We start from the raw sequence: 16,514 nt of genomic DNA on the forward strand, positions 1-16,514 counted from the left end.
CCCTGAGGGCTATGAGTGACCTGCTGGTCTGGATCGACTGTGAGATGACCGGGCTCGACCTTGGCCGTGACGCGCTTGTCGAGGTGGCCTGCGTGGTCACCGACGGCGAGCTGAATCAGCTTGACGAGGGTGTGGACGTGGTCATCAAGCCCCCGCCCGAGTCCCTTGAGCAGATGTCGGAGGTGGTGCGGGAGATGCACACCGCCTCCGGCCTGCTGGACGCGCTGGAGGGCGGTGTCACGCTGGCCGAGGCGGAGTCCATGGTGCTCGAATACATCAGGAGTCACGTCCGGGAGCCGAAGAAGGCCCCGCTGTGCGGCAACTCCATCTCCACGGACCGGTCGTTCATCTACCGGGACATGCCCGCCGTGGACGGGTTCCTGCACTACCGGATGATCGACGTCTCCTCGGTGAAGGAGCTGGCCCGCCGCTGGTACCCCAGGGTTTACTTCGCCTCGCCCGAGAAGCAGGGCGGCCACCGGGCGCTGGCCGACATCGTCGAGAGCATCCGGGAGCTGCGTTACTACCGCGCGGCGGTCTTCGTGCCCCAGCCGGGCCCCGATTCCGCCACCGCCAGGGAGTTGGCCGAGGGCGTGTCCACGCACAGGTCTTGAGCGTTTCACGAGAAACCCGGTACGAAACGACTCCCAAAGACCGCTACACTTTTCATGTGCTGCTGCGGCGGCGATGGTGGGCGTAGCTCAGTTGGCAGAGCGCTAGGTTGTGGTCCTAGATGCCGGGGGTTCAAGTCCCCTCGCTCACCCCACGAGAACGGCCGGTCCTCACGGACCGGCCGTTCTGTATTTCCGGCCCCACTACCCACCAAAAGTGGATATTGCAGGTTATGCTCGCTGCTATCGCTACGCCGTTAGGATCGGGGGTTTCGGCGACCTGACCGTGTTGCAGCCACGGAGGCCGGATGAGAGTCGACGATGCCCCGTTCGACGCAGAGCCCAGAGTCGTGACGGGTCTGAGCAGGCGTGAGACCGAGGTCATGGAACTGATCGCGACGGGTCGCTCCAACGGGCAGATCGCCCAGCACCTGTTCCTGAGCGAGAAGACCGTGAAGAACCACGTGAACCGGATATACGCCAAGCTCGGCGTCGACTCGCGGGTCACCGCGATCGACCTGTGGCTGGAGCGGGCCGCGCGCGAGGAACCTCGGCACTACTAGGGCCTGTGGACGCGGAGGTCGCCGTACCCCCGGCACCGCTAGGCGGAGAGCCGCAGGCAGCGGGAGGCCTCCAGGGCGCGGGCGATGGCGGACGTGCCCTCCTCCAGCTCCTCCGAGGTGATCGAGAGCGCCGGGCGCAGCCGTACCGACCGCTCGCCGCAGGGCAGGACCAGCACGCCCTCCTCCTCCCGCAGGCGGGCCACCAGGAGATCGCGCTCCACGGCGTCCGGCAGGTCGAAGGCGCACATCAGGCCGCGCCCGCGCGCGTTCTCCGCCAGGCCGGGGAAGCGCCCCTGGATCTCCAGCAGGGCCGCGAGGAGCTCGGCGCCGAGCCTGCCCGCGCGCGGGATCAGGCCGTCGCGCTCCACGATCTCCAGTATCCGGCGGGAGCGGACCATGTCGACCAGCCCGCCGCCCCAGGTGGAGTTGATCCTGCCGCTGACCTGGAACACGTTGCCGGGCACCGTGTCGACCCTGCGTCCCGCCATGATCCCGCCCACCTGGACCTTCTTGGCGAAGGCCACGATGTCGGGACGCAGGCCCAGCTGCTGGTGCGCCCAGGGGGTGCCGGTGGTCCCCGCGCCGGTCTGCACCTCGTCCATGACGAGGAGGGCGTCGTACTCGTGGCAGAGCCGTTCCATCGCGAGCAGGAACTCCGCCCGCATGTGGTTGTCGCCGCCCTCGCCCTGGATGGGTTCGGCGATGAAGCAGGCGATGTCGTGGGGGTGGCGTTCGAAGGCCGCCCGCGCCGCGGCCAGGGAGCGCTCCTCGGCCGCCTCGACGTCACCGAGGTGGATCGCGGGCACCTCGATCCTGGGCCAGTCGAACTTCGGGAAGCGGTCGGTCTTGATCGGGTCGGTGTTCGTCAGCGAGAGCGTGTAGCCGCTGCGCCCGTGGAAGGCGCGGGTGAGGTGCAGGACCTTGGTACCGAGCTCCGGGGAGTGCCCCCGCGAGGCATTGAGGCCGCTCTTCCAGTCGAAGGCGCACTTGAGCGCGTTCTCCACGGCGAGGGCGCCGCCTTCCACGAAGAACAGGTGCGGCAGCTCGGGGTCGCCGAGCACCCGGGCGAACGTCTCGGCGAAGTCGGCGAGGTGGGCGGTGTAGAGATCGGAGTTGGCGGGCTTGTTCGCGGCGACCCGGCCGAGCAGCGCCAGGAACTCCGGATCGTCGTCGAACGGGTTCACCCCGAGGGGCGCCGAGGCGAAGAAGGTGTAGAAGTCCAGGTAACTCCGGCCGGTGTGGGCGTCGACGAGCCGGGACCCTCGGCTCCGTTCCAGGTCCAGCACGAGCCGGTAGCCGTCGACGAGCAGATGACGAGCGAGACGGCCATGAACGTCCATGTCCCCTCCACGGTGATCCGAGAAGATGATCCCCCGTCGTTGACACTTATACACGGAGACATTACGCGTTAGAACCGATTCTTGTGAATATTTTCTTGCGTACGCGGGGGTCGGGCGTGAACGTCCGGACCGTGCGGCCCGGCCTTCCCGTATGACCGTTCACCTTCCCGGAGATCACCCCCACCGAGACCACAAGCCGGTCAAATCGGCTTATCGTGCGATAAGGCAGTACGACCGCCAGGAGGAAGCCCGATGTCCCTTCGCGAATCCGCAGCCGACATGCGCGACGAACTGGTCCGTCTCCGCCACGCCCTGCACCGGGAGCCCGAACTGGGCCTCGACCTGCCCCGCACGCAGGAGAAGGTGCTGACCGCGCTGTCGGGCCTGCCCCTGGAGGTACGGCTCGGCAGGGGACTGAGCTCGATCACCGCCGTGCTGCGCGGTTCCCTGCCGGGGCCGACCGTGCTGCTCAGGGGGGACATGGACGCCCTGCCGGTCTCCGAGCGCGGCGACGCGGCGATCATCTCGCAAACGGCCGGGCGGATGCACGCCTGCGGTCACGACCTGCACACCACCATGCTGGCGGGCGCGGCGCACCTGTTGGCCGCCGGGCGCGACCGGCTCGCGGGGAACGTGGTCTTCATGTTCCAGCCCGGCGAGGAGAGCTCCGGCGGCGCGAAGATCATGATCGACGAGGGCGTGCTGGACGTGACGGGCGAGCGTCCGATCGCGGCCTACGCCCTGCACGTGATCAGCTCGCTGATTCCCCAGGGCGTCTTCGTGACCAGGGGCGGTCCGATCATGGCCGCCGCGGACAGGCTCACGGTGACCGTGCGCGGCGCCGGGGGCCACGGCGCCTCGCCGCACCGCGCCAGGGACCCGATCCCCGCGGCGTGCGAGATGGTGACCGCGCTGCAGACCATGGTGACGCGCGGTTTCGACGTGTTCGACCCGGTGGTCGTCACCGTCGGCAGCTTCCACGCGGGCAGCGCCGACAACGTGATCCCCGAGGAGGCCCGCTTCGAGGCCACGATCCGGTCGTTCTCGTCCGCCGCGCACGCGCGCGTCCAGGAACGGGCGGTGACCCTGGTGAAGGGCATCGCGGCGGCGCACGGCCTGGAGGTGGACGCCGGCTACGAGGTGAACTACCCGGTCACGGTCAACGACGGCGCCGAGGCCGGCTTCGCGGGCTCGGCCATCCGCGAGGTCTACGGCGAACGGCGCTTCGTCGAGGCCCCTCAGCCGTTCACCGGCTCCGAGGACTTCTCGTTCGTCTGCGACCAGGTGCCGTCGGCCTTCGTGGCACTCGGCGCCTGCCCCGCGGACCTCGATCCGGGCAGGGCCGCCTACAACCACGCCCCCGAGGCCAGGTTCGACGACGCGGTCCTGCCCGATGGGGCCGCGCTCTACGCCGAACTCGCCACCCGGCGCCTCGCCCTCGCCGCGAGCTGAGCGGGCCGGACGGGACCGGCCGGGCCAGGCGGAGCCGAGCGGGGTGAACGAGCGGCGAGGGGTCACCCCGCCGCGTGGACCACCAGCGAGACCGCCACGTACTGCGCCAGGTAGGCGGCGACGGTGAAGGCGTGGAAGACCTCGTGGAAGCCGAACCAACGGGGCGAGGGGTCGGGCCTGCGCGTGCCGTACACGACCCCTCCCGCCGTGTAGAGCACCCCGCCGAGGAAGAGCAGGGTGACCGCGGCCACCCCCGCGCCCTCCACGAGCTGGGGCAGTACGAAGACGGCCGTCCAGCCGAGGCCGATGTAGAGCGCGGTCGAGAGCCACCGGGGAGCGCCGGTCCACAGCACCCGGAAGAGGACCCCGGCGATCGCGCCGGTCCAGATCACGCCGAGCACCACCGCCTCGGCCGTCCCGTCCAGGGCGAGCAGCGCGAACGGGGTGTAGGTGCCCGCGATGATCAGGTAGATGTTGGCGTGGTCGAGGCGCCGGAGCACCTCCTCCTGGCGCGGGGAGAGCGCCCCCCGATGGTAGGTGGCCGAGATGCCGAAGAGCAGGCCGGAGGTGATCGCGTAGATCGCCGCGGCGATCCTCGCCTCCACGGTGGGCCCCAGCACGACGAGGACGAACCCCGCGACGAGCGCCACGGGCAGCGCCCCGGCGTGCAACCAGCCGCGGAGGCGGGGCTTGACGGACTCTGCGGGCGTTTCCGCGAGGATCGAGGCCATGAACCTACGGTAGCGTAAGTTACGTGTCCGTAGGTTGTGATCTGCCCTACACGGCCGCCAACCGGTCGTGACTGCGCATATGGTTTCCCCCTCGGGTTCACGTCATGGAACCTCGTGGAACGTCACGCAACGTCATGGAGAAGAGGACCGAACCGATGGGCAGGCGGGAAACGCGGGAGCCGATGCCGGGACGGTATCCGGTGACCTTCGGCGAGGTCGACCTCCTGCAGGACCTCGACCGGCCCTCCGGCTGGGTGGTCTCCAAGGACGGTGTGCCGCAGTCGTACGTCGACCTCGACGACGCCACCTACCTCGACTTCGAGTACGTCCGGCTGATGGCCGACGTCATCGACCTCCTCGGCGAGGGCCCGCTGGACGCCGTGCACGTGGGCGGCTGCGCCTGCACCCTGCCCCGCTACGTCGCGGCGACCCGCCCCGGGTCCCGGCAGATCGTCGCCGAACCGGACGAGGGGCTCGTCCAGCTCGTCAGGGACCAGCTCCGGCTCAAGTCGGTGCCCCGGCTCAAGGTCAGGATCCTCGACGGCCGCACCGCCACCGCCGGACTCGGCGACGCCTCGGCCGACCTGCTCGTGCTGGACGCCTTCAGCGGCGCCACGATGCCGATCGAGCTGGCCACCTCCGAGTACATGGGGGACGTCGCCCGCGTCCTGCGCGCGGACGGCACCGTGCTGCTCAACGTCGCCGACGGCAAGGGGCTGGCCTTCACCCGCCGGGTGCTCGCCACCGTCCGCGGCACCTTCCCCCAGGTGGTGCTGCTCGCCGAGCCCGGCGTCATGCGGGGACGCCGCTTCGGCAACCTCATCGTCGCCGCCTCCCGCCTGCCCCTGCCCGTCTCCGACCTGACCCGCAGGGCCGCGGGCGGCCTCACGCAGGCCCGCTGCGTGTACGGCGAGGACATCGGCAACTTCATCGCCGGAGCCCGTCCCCTGAACGACGGCGACGCCGTGGTCATCCCCGTCCCCCCGCCCGCGGTCTTCGGCTGACCCGCAGGCCCACCGGCCCGGCCCGTCAGCCCGGCGCGGGAACCCAGGCACTGACCAGGGTGCCCTCGCCGGGCGTCGAGGAGACGTCGAGGCCGCCGCCGAGCGCGGCGATTCGGTCGGCCAGCGCGCCCAGGCCCCCGTGGCCGGGCGCGCCCCGCTCGAATCCCACCCCGTCGTCGGAGACCGCGACCCGCAGGCGCCCGCCCGACCAGGCCAGCCGTACCTCGATCCTGGAGGCCTCGGCGTGCTTGAGCGCGTTGGCGACGGCCTCGCTGACCGTGAAGTACAGGGCTCCCTCGATCTCGTCGGGGAAGCGCCGCGAGCGGAGCGCCGGATCGGCCGTCACGGTCGTGGCCACCGGCAGCCGCGAGCAGCGCTCCTCGACCGCCTCCGCCAAACCGCCCTGGCTGAGCACGGACGGATGGATGCCCGCCGCCAGCTCCCGCAGGTCGGTGAGGGTCTGGCGGGCCTGCTCACGCAGGAGCGCCAGGCTGCCTGAGCCGCCGCCGGTGGCGCGGGCCAGCTCCAGCCCCGCGATCAGCGCGACGAGCTGCTGCTGCGCCCCGTCGTGGATGTTGCGCTCGATCCGCCGCCGCTCCGCCTCCTGCGCGTTGACCAGGCGTGCCGCCAGCCCCGCGCTCTGGATCGCCAGCCCGATCGGCACCGCGAGCGCGCCGAGCAGCCTGCGGTCCTCGGCGTTGAAGCGCCCCGCAACCTTGGGGCCGCAGGCGATGTGCCCCAGGCCCGCCGGGACGGTGAGCACCGCCTCGCCGTCCTCCCCGCCCGCCACCACCCGCGTGCCGTCCGCGAGCGTCACAGCGGCCCACCGCGTCTCCAGGCCCGCCCGTACGGCCCCCGCCAGCCTTCCCAGCTGCTCCACGGGCTCCGCCTCCTCCAGACCCGGCCCGAGCTCTGTCAGGAGCTCGTCCACCGTCGGCCTGAGGTCGAAGATCAGGAAGAGCCTGGAACCCCTGATCCCCACCCGGATGTCGAGCAGGTTGTGACGGAACACGACGGTGGCGATCACCGCGGGCAGCGCGGCCGCCGCCGTCACGGCGGCGATCCAGCTCACCGCCTGGCTCACCTGCCCGGAGATCGGCATCACCACGGAGCTGCCCAGGGTGGCCACCGCCCCGGCGATCATCCAGCGGAGGCGGCGGCGCTCGGCGAGGAGACCGCGCCGCCCGCGCCGTACGAGGGAGACCAGCACCGACAGCGCCACGAGGAAGACCGTCAGCTGCCCGAGCCCGCCCGCGAACGCGGCGAGCAGCCCGGCCGCGCCTTCGAGCCCCAGCGGGTTACCGTGCGGGAAGGCCGTGGCGTAGACCTCGTCGGGGCTCAGCAGGACGCCCAGCCAGTGGAGGAGGATCGCCACCCCGGCGATCCAGGCGACCGGCCGCCAGCGCGGCGAGGGCAACCTGCCGTCCGGGAAGATCAGTGGGATGAACACCCAGCTCAGACCGTAGAAGACGGAGAACAGCGAGACCAGTGCCGCGGCGGCCACCGCGAGCGGGCCGTGGGAGTCCCCGTACGTCACCATGACACCCACGCCGAGGCAGCCGAGACCGAGGCAGACGGCGGTGACCAGCAGCAGCCAGCCGTAGGGGTTGTCGGGGCGCCTGACCGCGATGAGCAGGCCGACCGACGGCAGGATCACGCAGGCCACGATGAACAGCCACTGGCCGAACGGCACGGGCATGCCGATCTCCAGCAGGCTGCCCGCGACGATCCCGGCGACCGACACCGCGGCCATGGAGGCGGCCAGGACGCGGACCGGGACGGCCGACGTCGGCGAGCCCTGCGGCGGCACGGGTGCCGGAGCGGTTCGGAAGGCCGTGGACGTCATGGGACGTAGGGTGACCCGCCGGGGGTTCCGCCGTCCAGGGGGTTGTCCGCACATCCGGTGCGGTTCGCCGCACCCGCGAGGGGGAGGACCGCCGGGTGTCGCGAGCCGGGAGCGCTTCCTAGTTTCGGATGAGGGCCATCGGGGAGGTGGCCGCGACGCCGGAGAACATCCGAAGGAGTATTTCTATGCGGTTGCCGTTCCGATCGAAGCGCCTGCTCGCCCTCGCCGTCGCCATCACCGCGGTTCCAGCGACGATCCTGCCACTGGCCGTCCCCGCGGCAGCGGTCACAACGGGAACGGCAGGCGCGGGGGCGACCACGGCCGGAAAACCTCTCGCCGAGCCGGAGATCCCGGACAGCCCCGCCGGTCGGCAGCTGCGCTGGTTCCTCGGCGCGCCGGACCGGGCACCGCTGCCGGAGAGCGAGCTCGGGGAGCACCTCAACTCCGGCTACCTCTCGTCGCTGACGGTCAACGGCGTCAACGCCTTCCTCACGGCGTCGAAGGGATTCCGCCTGGAGAGGCTGACCAAGGAGACGCCGTCCGCGCTGGCCGGGACCGGGGCGATCGGCGAGCAGGCGTTCACCCTGCAGCTCGGCGTGGACGGCGACGGGAAGATCAACCTGCTCGGGCTGACGCCCCCCGAGCCCTCCGTGCCCGCCGCTCCCAAGAGCTGGAAGAAGCTCGACGCCCGGCTCCGCGAGGTCGCCCCGAGGGTGGGCTTCCTCGCCGCCGAGATCGACTCGCGGGGCAGGTGCGACGTCGCGCACGCCGTGGCGCCGGACACGGTCCGGCCGCTGGGTTCGATCTTCAAGCTGTACGTGCTGGGCGCCGTGGCCGAGAGGATCCGCGACGGCGGGCTGCGCTGGAACACCAAGCTCACGATCAAGCCCGAGTGGAAGAGCCTGGGCGAGGGCGGGCTCACCGGCCGCCCCGACGGCAGCACCACCACGGTCAGGGAGGCCGCCAAGCTGATGATCTCGATCAGCGACAACACCGCCACCGACATCCTGATCCACACGGTCGGCCGCAAGGCCGTGGAGTCCACGGTACGGCGGTGGTCGAGCCATCCCGAACGGAACATCCCCTTCATCACCACACGCGAGGCCTTCCTGCTCAAGGGCGTGAACCACCCCGCGCAGGCCCGCGCCTACCTGGCGCTCGACACCGCCGGCAAGCGCGCCTACCTGAAGGACACGGTCGCCAAGCAGTCCCTGTCGGACATCGTGCTCTGGAACAGGCCCAGGGAGATCGACACCCTGGAGTGGTTCGGCTCACCCCGCGACGTCTGCCGCGCCTACGCCGGGCTCCTCAAGCCGGGCGGCAAGGAGGTGGGCGCGGTGATGTCGGCCAACGACCTCGGGATCAAGCTCGACAAGAGGAAGTGGCCGGTGGTCTGGGCCAAGGGCGGCTCCGAGATGGGGGTCCTCGACCTGTCGTACGCGGCCCGCTCCGCCGGGGGGAGGACCTACGTCGTGACCGCGCTGACCAGCGACCTCGCCGGTGCGCTGGACGAGCGGGCCCTGGCTCCCGAGCTGATCTCACTGAGCCGGGGCGGCTTCGCGCTGGCCACCCGGAAGTAGTGCCGCCGGGGCGACCGGAACGGGAAGCGGCCCCGCACCGGGTCACGGGTGACGGGCCACGGGAAGCGGTCCCGTCCGGTGACCGGCGGGAGGTGCTCCCCGTCCGGCCGGACGGGTTCGCCGTCGCGGCCGTGGAACTCCGTTGCCACGGTCGCACCCGCCATGGAATAGTTGAAACATCAACTGAGTTATCACCGGCGAACATCGCAGGAAGGAACACAAGATGCCCGCCGTGACCGTAGAGAACCCGCTGACCCTGCCTCGCCTGCCGCAGCCGCTGAACACGACCCGCGAGCGCCGGGTGCTGGCCGTCACCACCGCGCCGAGCGGATTCGAGGGAGAGGGCTTCCCGGTCCGCAAGGCGCTCGCGACGATCAAGTCCCAGTATCTCGACCCGTTCATCATGATGGACCAGATGGGCGAGGTCGACTACGCGCCGGGCGAGCCCAAGGGCACCCCCTGGCACCCGCACCGGGGCTTCGAGACCGTCACCTACATGATCGACGGCGTGATGGACCACGCCGACTCGCACGGCGGCGGCGGCACGATCTCCGACGGCGACACCCAGTGGATGACGGCCGGTGGCGGCATCCTGCACAGGGAGGCTCCCCCGGAGTGGCTGGTCCAGAAGGGCGGCCTGTTCCACGGGATCCAGCTCTGGGTCAACCTGCCGGGCAGCGAGAAGATGGTCGCGCCGAAATATCAGGACATCGGCAGGTCCAACGTCGTCCTGCTCAGCAGCCACGACGGCGGCGCGCTGGTCCGCCTCATCGCGGGGGAGGTCGGCGGGTTCACCGGACCCGGCTCCACCCGGACGCCGATCACCCTGCTGCACGCCTCCCTCAGCCCCGGCTCCCAGCTGACGCTCCCCTGGAGCAAGGACTTCAACGCGCTCGCGTACGTCCTGTCGGGACGCGGCACCGTCGGCGGCGACCGGCAGCCGATCGAGTCGGGCCAGCTGGCCGTCTTCGACGGCTTCGGCGGCCTTCCCGGCCTGGGCACCGACGGCGAGACCATCACGCTCTCGGCGGCCGGCACGCAGGAGAGCCGCAGCCCCAACCTGGAGGTCATCGTGCTCGGCGGTCGCCCGATCGGCGAGCCGGTCGCGCACTACGGGCCGTTCGTGATGAACACCCAGGCGGAGCTGGCCAAGGCGTTCGAGGACTACCAGGCGGGCCGCCTCGGCGTCATCCCCGCCGGTCACGCCTGATCGCGGACCACACGACCCGGTACCGGGATCCGGTGCCGGGTCGGCGTCCCGCGTCGAACGGAGACATCACGGCCCGGAACGCCATGGCCCCGGCAACCCCTAACGCCATCATCGCGAAGCACCGGGATCGGCGCCCGGCGAGAACGGACATCACGGCCCGGAACGCCTTGACCCCGGTCTCGGGGCCCGCCGCCGGGTCTAGCGCTCGGTGAGGGTGACACAGGCGACGCGGGGACCGGCGGCGCCGGCCTCGGCACCGGCGGTGCGGGTGGGCTCGGCGTGGATCACGAGCGACCGGGGCAGCCGCCCGGGGACGAGCGCCCAGTCCTGGGTGGTGGTCGCGGTGGCGTCGCCCCGGAGGTCGGTGGTGAAGTCGAGCCAGACCTCGTTCTCGGCGCTGGCGTGGGTGTGGGAGTGCTGGTAGTGCGGCCCGGCGTCCTCCGGCTGGTAACCGCACGCGTTGACGTGCAAATGTGCCCCGTACGTGCGCCCGGGAAGCATGCCCTTGACGCTCACCGTGGCGGTGGCGAGCACCGCCCCCGACTCCACGGTGACCCGCGCCGAGGCTCTGGGCGGCACCAGCGCGGTGTCGTAGACGATGGCGGAGGCGCGCGGCGCGGGACCGGTGAACGTGCCGCCCCCGCCGAGGCGGATCTCGCGGGCGCCCGGGGTGGTGGCCGCCCCGGCGCTCGGACCGTGCCCTGCCGGGTGGGTTGCGGCGACCTGCTCACCGCAGCCCGCGCAGAGCAGGGCGACGGCGGCGAGAACTCCCAGAATGCGCATCCACGATCTCCTTGACCGGGCCGGAGAAGAGCAGCGCCCACCATATCGAGTAATCATGTGACCACGCTCGGTATTGACCGCTCCCGGCCACGCCACCCCGGAGATCCACGGCACGCGGGGAAGGGTCAGGGACGGGAGGCCGGGCGGGGCGGAGCGGGAGGGTCCGCTGCCATCGGGCCCGTCACGACGGCGACGACCGTGGTGTCGCGGGGGAAGGCCCCGCGTTCGGCCAGGGTGAAGAGGCCCCACATCATCTTCGCCACGTAGATCCGGTCGAGCGACATCCCGTGCCGGTGGGCGAAGTCGTCGGCGAACGCGTCGAGTTCGGGGCCGCGTCTGGCGTAACCCCCGGCGTGGAAGTCGTACTCGATCGTCCAGTTGGCCGACACCTCGCCGTAGGCGGCGGTCTGGAGCCCGGCGACGACGTCGGCCAGGAACCGCCCTCCCCGCAGGACGGAGAAGCCCAGGGCCCGTTGGCCCTCGGCCAGCCCGGCGGCGATGCCCGCGAGCGTGCCCCCGGTGCCGACGGGGCAGCACACGACGTCGAACGGCACGCCGATCTCCCCGGGGAGTTCGGCGCAGCCGCGGACGGCCCGCTCGTTGCTGCCGCCCTCGGGCAGCAGGTAGAACCGGCCGAACTCCCGGCGGAGCTCCTCGACGACGGGCGCGGTGTCCTTGGCGCGGTAGGTGGCGCGGTCCAGGTAGGCCAGCCGCATCCCCGAGCCCGTGGCGAAGGCGAGGACCTCGTTGAGCGGCAGGTGCTCCTCGCCCCGGATGACGCCGACGGTCCGGAACCCGAAGCGGGCCCCGGCCGAGGCGACGGCCCGCACGTGGTTGGAGTACGCGCCGCCGAAGGTCAGCAGGGTCTCGTGGCCCAGCTCGGCGGCCCGCGCCAGGTTGTACTTGAGCTTGCGCCACTTGTTGCCCGGCAGGAGGGGGTGGGTCAGGTCGTCGCGCTTCAGGATCACGCGTACGCCCGCGCGGGAGAGCCGGGGGTCGTCGAGCTCCATGAGGGGCGAGGACGGCGTCCGGTCGAACTCCCGCCGTATGCGTCCGGGGTCACCCATGAGGTTCAGGCGTTGGCCGAGGCTATCTCGTCGATGCGGGCGGCCAGGGTGAAGTCGAGCTCCGTCAGGCCACCCGCGCTGTGCGTGCTGAGCGCCAGGTGGAGGGTGCGCCAGCGGATGTCGATGTCGGGGTGGTGGTCGAGCTTCTCGGCCTCCACCGCGATCTCGTCCACGACGCGGATCGCGGTCGGGAAGTCGGTGGCGGTGATCGTACGGCGGATCTCGTCGCCCTCGCGCCGCCACTCGGGCAGGCCGGTCAGCCGCTCCTCCACCGTGGAGTCGTCAAGCAGGTTCATCCTCCCAGGAGATCATGTCTCCGGCGAAGACGCCAAGCCTGGGCAGGCTTCCGGCGCGCCGGGCCATCGCCATGACGCCCTGGGCCATCGCGGTGGCGTGGCTGGCCTGGTCGAGGAGGGGCTCCAGCTCGGGCAGGAGGCCGGGCAGCCGGGCGAGGCTCCACTCGTGCCACTCCGACAGGCGGGTGCCGCCGCTGTCGGGGTCTTCGGCGCGGTAGGCGGCCAGGATCGGGCACTCCTGGTTGATGCGGAGCAGCCATCTCTCGATGTCGGCGTTGAGCGCGGCGATCCTGGAGGGGGCGGCGTACAGCCAGCCGTCGTCGCCGATGCGGTCGGTCTCGCCGTCGGCGGCCGGGTAGGAGTGGACCACGGTGCCGTGCAGGAACAGGCCGCTGGCCACCATCAGCTGGCGTCCCTCGCACCAGTCGAGCGCGCCGCGCAGGGGCACCGGGACGGTGTCGACGATGACCGCGCGCTGGGAGGTGCTGGGCTGCCGGGCGAAGCGTACGTGCACCTCGGCCCACATGTAGTAACTCGCCTCCCCCGCGCCGAAGAAGGGGAAGGGGAAATCCTGGTCGGGGTGGGCCATGTGTCGGGTTCTCCGCGGAGAGGGGACAGGAGTCGTTCCGAATATGAACGACTCCTGACGACGCCCCTGGGATTACTCGCCGGAACTCTTCGTTTGACCGGATGCGGTCATTTGACGGCGCCGGAGGTCAGACCCGACTGGATCTGGCGCTGGAAGATGATGTAAACGATCATGACGGGGATGATGGCCATGCTCAGCGCGGCGAACAGGCCCGGCCAGTCGGCCTCGTACCCGGCGCTGGTGGAGATGTTGGCGACCCCCTGGGTGATCACCCACTTGTTCTCGACGCTGCCGGTGAGCAGCACGATCGGCAGGAGGTACTGGTTCCACTGGCCCAGGATGTTGAAGATCGTGATGCTGATCAGGCCCGGCTTGGCCATCGGCACCATGATCTGGAAGAACGTCCGGGTGTGCGAGCAGCCGTCCATCATCGCCGCCTCGGCCACCGAGGTGGGCAGCGTCTTGAAGAACGCCGACAGGAAGAAGACGGTGAACGGCAGCGAGTAGGCGATGTAGACCAGGATCAGGCCGAGGTGGGTGTCGAGCAGGCCGAGGTTCTTCACCACGAAGAACAGCGGGACCAGCGCGAGGAAGACCGGGAACGTCATGCCCGACACGAACAGGAAGTAGATCACCCTGTTGCCGGGGAAGGTGTAGCGCGCCAGCACGTACGCGGCCATCGAGCCCAGGAGCATGGTGCCCGCCGTGCTGCACGCCACCACGAAGATGGTGTTCAGCATGTACTGGCCGATGTGGGCCTTCTCCCAGGCCCGGCCCCAGGCGTCCCAGCCGAACGAGGCCGGAAGGGTGATCGCGTCCCCGAAGATCTCGGCGTTGGTCTTGAAGGCGGCCAGGAACGTCCAGACGATCGGGCCGATGATCAGGAGTGCCCAGACCAGCAGCGCGACGTGGGACAGCGCGCCGAAGGCTCCGAGCGGATTCCTCCCCCGGCGCCTGACGGGCGCGGGGGCGGAGAGACGGGAGGTGGGCTTGCGAGCCGTGTCCGTGGCCATCAGAACTCGATCCTCTCGCGCCGGGTCACCCGCAGGGTGAGGGCGGCGAACGTGATGGCCATGAAGAACAGCGCCACGCCCATCGCCGACGCGTAGCCGAACTTGGAGAAGTTGAACGCCGTGCGCCAGATCTCCAGCGGCAGCACCGTCGTGGAGTTGTCCGGCCCGCCCCGGTCGACCGAGAGGACCTGGACCAGGGCGAAGGCGTCGAAGGCGGCGATGCCGAGGTAGACCCAGGCGACCTGCATGGTGTCCCACAGCATCGGCAGGGTGATCCTGAAGAACAGGGTGAACCGGCCCGCGCCGTCCAGCGCGGCGGCCTCGAACACGTCCTTGGGGATGGAGGACATACCGGCCGAGAACAGGACCACGTAGAAGCCGACGGCCTGCCAGACCATCACGCCGATGATCGACAGCAGCGCGATGTCCGGGTTGATGAGCCAGCCGACCGGGTCGATGCCGATCTTGCCCAGCAGGCTGTTGATCACACCGGTCTCGTCCGAGCGGTAGATCGTCTGGAAGAGCACGCCGACGATGGCCACGGCCAGGACCTGGGGCAGGAAGAAGATCACACGGTAGACCTTCGAGCCCCAGAGCCCGGTCATCTGGCCGCCCCGCTGCCCGCCGCTCAGGTTGAGCAGGAAGGCGAAGAACAGGGCGATCACGATCGTGACCAGCGGCATGACAAGTAACAGGACACCGTGGTGACGCACCGCGGCCCAGAAGACCTCGTCGTCGAAGAGCCTCGTGAAGTTCTCCAGACCGATGAACCGGGGGGCCGCCGAGATGCCCTTCCAGTCGGTCAGCGAGATGTAGAAAGCCTGGATGTACGGGCTGATCACGAAGACCACGTAGAGGAGGACGGGCGCGGCGAGAAAGCCGACGATGAACGGATACTTGCCCTGCCGCATCGGGAACTACACCGTCCGGTTCTGCTTGGTGATGGACGAGTCGGCCTTGGTCTTGTCGGCCGCCGCCTGCACCTTCTCGCAGAACTCGTCGGCGGAGATGCGGCCGAACAGGAGCGCGTTGGTCTGCCTGCGCAGCTCGGTCTCGAACTCCTTGTACCAGTTCTCGAAGTTGCTGAAGGTGACGATGTTCTGGCCGGCTGCGGTCTGCGCGGCGCTGAGGCTCGCGTTGCCGGGCGTCAGCTCCAGGCCGTCGGCGGCACCGGTCACCACGGTGATGTTGCCCGACTTCTCGGTGAAGCCCCGCGCGCCCTCCTTGGAGAGCATGATGCGCAGGTACTCCAGGCCGCCCTTGGGGTTCTTGCCCTTGGCGGGGACGATGTAGGCCTCACCGGCGGCGGCGCGGATGGCCTCGAACGGCATCTTGTCGGCCGCGGTGACGCTGGGGGTGGGCGTCAGCGCGTACTTGAAGGTCTCCGGGGTCTGGGCCTTCTGCTCGTTCTCCAGCCAGGAGCCGGAGGGGTACAGGGCGACCTTGCCCTGGTTCTGCTGGAGCTGCACCTGGGTGTGCTCCTTGTCCTCGAAGGACTTGTCCATGTACTTGGCGATCTCGGCCCAGGCCGCGGCGGACTGCTTCATGGAGTCGCGCTGCCAGACCCCGTCGACGAGGTTGTCGACGTCGATCAGGATCTGGTTGCCCTCGATCTTCGCGGCGGAGATGAGGATCATCCAGTACGCGTAGTAGGCGGCGTTCTTGCCCGCGTACGCGAAGGGGGTGATGCCCGCCGCCTTGGCCGTCTCGGCGAAGGTCTTGAACTCGTCGAAGGTCTTCGGCGGGGTCCAGCCGTTCTTCTCGAACAGCGCGGAGTCGTACCAGAGGCCGTACGCGGAGAAGACGTAGTTCATCAGGTAGGGCTTGCCGTCGATGAGGCCCGACTCGACGGTGCCCGGCGCGACCATGTCGCGCACCTTCTTGCTCGGGTCGTCGATCGAGGGGGCGTCCCACAGCTCGGTGAGCTCCAGGAGCTGGCCCTCCTGCTGCAGGGCTCCGTTGTCCATCAGGTCGGTGCCGGAGTTGGCGATCATGTCGGGGACGTCGCCGCCGATGAACCTCGGCTGCAGGGTCTGCGCGATCTTCTGGGTGGCGACGTGCTTGATCTGGGCCTGCGGGAACGCCTTCTTGTACAGCGGCTCGTGGATCTCGGTCGCGTAGCTGTCGCCCAGGCCGCCCTTGAAGATGACGACCTCAAGTGGCGCGTCGGCGGCGACGCCGAACGGGTTCGTCGCGGAGACCGCGCCACCCGCCGAGGGGGCCGCCGAGGCCGGGGCCGCGGGGGTCGTGCCACCGGTGGCGCAGGCGGTGAGCAGCCCGCCGCCGGGGCCGGCGATCAGAGCGGTCATGCCGATCCGGCGGAGCATCTGCCGCCGAGTGATATCTCCGGGCGTACCGGCCGATGTGGACATGTAACCCTCCTGAACGGGGGATCAATTAGGAAAGTTTCCTAAACGTTTGCCCGAAGG

16 protein-coding genes and 1 tRNA gene are annotated in these 16,514 nt (G+C 70.2%); 7 read left to right on the forward strand and 10 right to left on the reverse strand.

Going from position 1 to position 16,514, the window contains the following annotated elements:
* The first annotated feature begins 11 nt into the window (after positions 1 to 11).
* The 3 genes from orn to ABD817_RS10670 all read left to right on the forward strand — a co-directional run bounded on the left by orn (position 12) and on the right by ABD817_RS10670 (position 1,174).
* Positions 12 to 614, forward strand: a complete 603-nt coding sequence (orn, locus tag ABD817_RS10660) for an oligoribonuclease (protein ID WP_344917644.1) — start codon at positions 12 to 14, stop codon at positions 612 to 614.
* 76 nt (positions 615 to 690) lie between these two features.
* Positions 691 to 766 (forward strand) — tRNA-His (locus ABD817_RS10665).
* Between the two features lie 153 nt (positions 767 to 919).
* A complete protein-coding gene (locus tag ABD817_RS10670) occupies positions 920 to 1,174 on the forward strand; it encodes a helix-turn-helix domain-containing protein (RefSeq protein WP_329084653.1) in 255 nt (84 codons plus the stop codon).
* Positions 1,175 to 1,212: 38 nt separating this feature from the next.
* Here ABD817_RS10670 and lat read toward each other — a convergent pair whose 3' ends face one another.
* Entirely contained in the window at positions 1,213 to 2,514 is a 1,302-nt protein-coding gene (gene lat / locus ABD817_RS10675) for an L-lysine 6-transaminase (RefSeq protein WP_344917645.1), read from the reverse strand.
* Positions 2,515 to 2,766: 252 nt separating this feature from the next.
* On the opposite strand from lat, the gene ABD817_RS10680 reads away from it, so the two are divergent.
* On the forward strand, positions 2,767 to 3,966 hold the full coding sequence (locus tag ABD817_RS10680) for a M20 metallopeptidase family protein (RefSeq protein ID WP_344917646.1): 1,200 nt from the start codon (positions 2,767 to 2,769) through the stop codon (positions 3,964 to 3,966).
* Between the two features lie 62 nt (positions 3,967 to 4,028).
* Here ABD817_RS10680 and trhA read toward each other — a convergent pair whose 3' ends face one another.
* Positions 4,029 to 4,697 (reverse strand): PAQR family membrane homeostasis protein TrhA, encoded by a 669-nt coding sequence (trhA, locus tag ABD817_RS10685; protein WP_344917647.1) that lies wholly within the window; start codon positions 4,695 to 4,697, stop codon positions 4,029 to 4,031.
* Positions 4,698 to 4,852: 155 nt separating this feature from the next.
* Between trhA and ABD817_RS10690 the strand changes: the two genes are divergently transcribed.
* A complete protein-coding gene (locus ABD817_RS10690; RefSeq protein ID WP_344917648.1) occupies positions 4,853 to 5,701 on the forward strand; it encodes a spermidine synthase in 849 nt (282 codons plus the stop codon).
* Positions 5,702 to 5,726: 25 nt separating this feature from the next.
* On the opposite strand, the gene ABD817_RS10695 is transcribed toward ABD817_RS10690, so the two are convergent.
* Positions 5,727 to 7,547, reverse strand: coding sequence for a sensor histidine kinase (locus ABD817_RS10695; RefSeq protein ID WP_344917649.1), 1,821 nt, complete (start codon positions 7,545 to 7,547; stop codon positions 5,727 to 5,729).
* 185 nt (positions 7,548 to 7,732) lie between these two features.
* Between ABD817_RS10695 and ABD817_RS10700 the strand changes: the two genes are divergently transcribed.
* Together ABD817_RS10700 and ABD817_RS10705 are read left to right on the forward strand one after the other, a co-directional pair.
* On the forward strand, positions 7,733 to 9,127 hold the full coding sequence (locus tag ABD817_RS10700; protein ID WP_344917650.1) for a serine hydrolase: 1,395 nt from the start codon (positions 7,733 to 7,735) through the stop codon (positions 9,125 to 9,127).
* A gap of 223 nt (positions 9,128 to 9,350) precedes the next feature.
* Positions 9,351 to 10,337 carry a pirin family protein gene (locus ABD817_RS10705; RefSeq protein WP_344917651.1) on the forward strand — a complete coding sequence of 329 codons (987 nt, stop codon included), beginning with the start codon at positions 9,351 to 9,353 and terminating at the stop codon, positions 10,335 to 10,337.
* A 198-nt stretch (positions 10,338 to 10,535) separates the two neighbouring features.
* Here the strand turns inward: ABD817_RS10705 and ABD817_RS10710 are convergent, their stop codons facing one another.
* The 7 genes from ABD817_RS10710 to ngcE form a co-directional block, all read right to left on the reverse strand.
* The gene (locus tag ABD817_RS10710) at positions 10,536 to 11,120 is read right to left on the reverse strand and encodes a superoxide dismutase family protein (protein WP_344917652.1); all 585 of its coding nucleotides are present in this window, start codon (positions 11,118 to 11,120) and stop codon (positions 10,536 to 10,538) included.
* A gap of 125 nt (positions 11,121 to 11,245) precedes the next feature.
* Positions 11,246 to 12,187 (reverse strand): 1-aminocyclopropane-1-carboxylate deaminase/D-cysteine desulfhydrase, encoded by a 942-nt coding sequence (locus ABD817_RS10715; protein WP_344917653.1) that lies wholly within the window; start codon positions 12,185 to 12,187, stop codon positions 11,246 to 11,248.
* A 5-nt stretch (positions 12,188 to 12,192) separates the two neighbouring features.
* Positions 12,193 to 12,483 carry a 4a-hydroxytetrahydrobiopterin dehydratase gene (locus ABD817_RS10720; RefSeq protein ID WP_344917654.1) on the reverse strand — a complete coding sequence of 97 codons (291 nt, stop codon included), beginning with the start codon at positions 12,481 to 12,483 and terminating at the stop codon, positions 12,193 to 12,195.
* Positions 12,470 to 13,072, reverse strand: coding sequence for a hypothetical protein (locus ABD817_RS10725; RefSeq protein ID WP_344917655.1), 603 nt, complete (start codon positions 13,070 to 13,072; stop codon positions 12,470 to 12,472). Before ABD817_RS10725 ends, ABD817_RS10720 begins: the two co-directional genes overlap by 14 nt.
* A 107-nt stretch (positions 13,073 to 13,179) precedes the next feature.
* Positions 13,180 to 14,085, reverse strand: a complete 906-nt coding sequence (locus ABD817_RS10730; RefSeq protein ID WP_344917656.1) for a carbohydrate ABC transporter permease — start codon at positions 14,083 to 14,085, stop codon at positions 13,180 to 13,182.
* Entirely contained in the window at positions 14,085 to 14,996 is a 912-nt protein-coding gene (locus tag ABD817_RS10735) for a carbohydrate ABC transporter permease (RefSeq protein WP_344917657.1), read from the reverse strand. Before ABD817_RS10735 ends, ABD817_RS10730 begins: the two co-directional genes overlap by 1 nt.
* Before the next feature lie 6 nt (positions 14,997 to 15,002).
* The gene (gene ngcE, locus ABD817_RS10740; RefSeq protein WP_344917658.1) at positions 15,003 to 16,457 is read right to left on the reverse strand and encodes an N-acetylglucosamine/diacetylchitobiose ABC transporter substrate-binding protein; all 1,455 of its coding nucleotides are present in this window, start codon (positions 16,455 to 16,457) and stop codon (positions 15,003 to 15,005) included.
* Positions 16,458 to 16,514 lie beyond the last annotated feature (57 nt).

It is taken from the genome of Streptosporangium oxazolinicum (assembly GCF_039537505.1).
Classification (GTDB): domain Bacteria; phylum Actinomycetota; class Actinomycetes; order Streptosporangiales; family Streptosporangiaceae; genus Streptosporangium; species Streptosporangium oxazolinicum.

Bases quoted from the DNA above. Each gene is read 5' to 3' on its own strand.
- orn (WP_344917644.1), top strand. From the start codon at position 12: ATGAGTGACCTGCTGGTCTGGATCGACTGTGAGATGACCGGGCTCGAC.
- ABD817_RS10670 (WP_329084653.1), top strand. From the start codon at position 920: ATGAGAGTCGACGATGCCCCGTTCGACGCAGAGCCCAGAGTCGTGACG.
- lat (WP_344917645.1), bottom strand. From the start codon at position 2,514: ATGGACGTTCATGGCCGTCTCGCTCGTCATCTGCTCGTCGACGGCTAC.
- ABD817_RS10680 (WP_344917646.1), top strand. From the start codon at position 2,767: ATGTCCCTTCGCGAATCCGCAGCCGACATGCGCGACGAACTGGTCCGT.
- trhA (WP_344917647.1), bottom strand. From the start codon at position 4,697: ATGGCCTCGATCCTCGCGGAAACGCCCGCAGAGTCCGTCAAGCCCCGC.
- ABD817_RS10690 (WP_344917648.1), top strand. From the start codon at position 4,853: ATGGGCAGGCGGGAAACGCGGGAGCCGATGCCGGGACGGTATCCGGTG.
- ABD817_RS10695 (WP_344917649.1), bottom strand. From the start codon at position 7,547: ATGACGTCCACGGCCTTCCGAACCGCTCCGGCACCCGTGCCGCCGCAG.
- ABD817_RS10700 (WP_344917650.1), top strand. From the start codon at position 7,733: ATGCGGTTGCCGTTCCGATCGAAGCGCCTGCTCGCCCTCGCCGTCGCC.
- ABD817_RS10705 (WP_344917651.1), top strand. From the start codon at position 9,351: ATGCCCGCCGTGACCGTAGAGAACCCGCTGACCCTGCCTCGCCTGCCG.
- ABD817_RS10710 (WP_344917652.1), bottom strand. From the start codon at position 11,120: ATGCGCATTCTGGGAGTTCTCGCCGCCGTCGCCCTGCTCTGCGCGGGC.
- ABD817_RS10715 (WP_344917653.1), bottom strand. From the start codon at position 12,187: ATGGGTGACCCCGGACGCATACGGCGGGAGTTCGACCGGACGCCGTCC.
- ABD817_RS10720 (WP_344917654.1), bottom strand. From the start codon at position 12,483: ATGAACCTGCTTGACGACTCCACGGTGGAGGAGCGGCTGACCGGCCTG.
- ABD817_RS10725 (WP_344917655.1), bottom strand. From the start codon at position 13,072: ATGGCCCACCCCGACCAGGATTTCCCCTTCCCCTTCTTCGGCGCGGGG.
- ABD817_RS10730 (WP_344917656.1), bottom strand. From the start codon at position 14,085: ATGGCCACGGACACGGCTCGCAAGCCCACCTCCCGTCTCTCCGCCCCC.
- ABD817_RS10735 (WP_344917657.1), bottom strand. From the start codon at position 14,996: ATGCGGCAGGGCAAGTATCCGTTCATCGTCGGCTTTCTCGCCGCGCCC.
- ngcE (WP_344917658.1), bottom strand. From the start codon at position 16,457: ATGTCCACATCGGCCGGTACGCCCGGAGATATCACTCGGCGGCAGATG.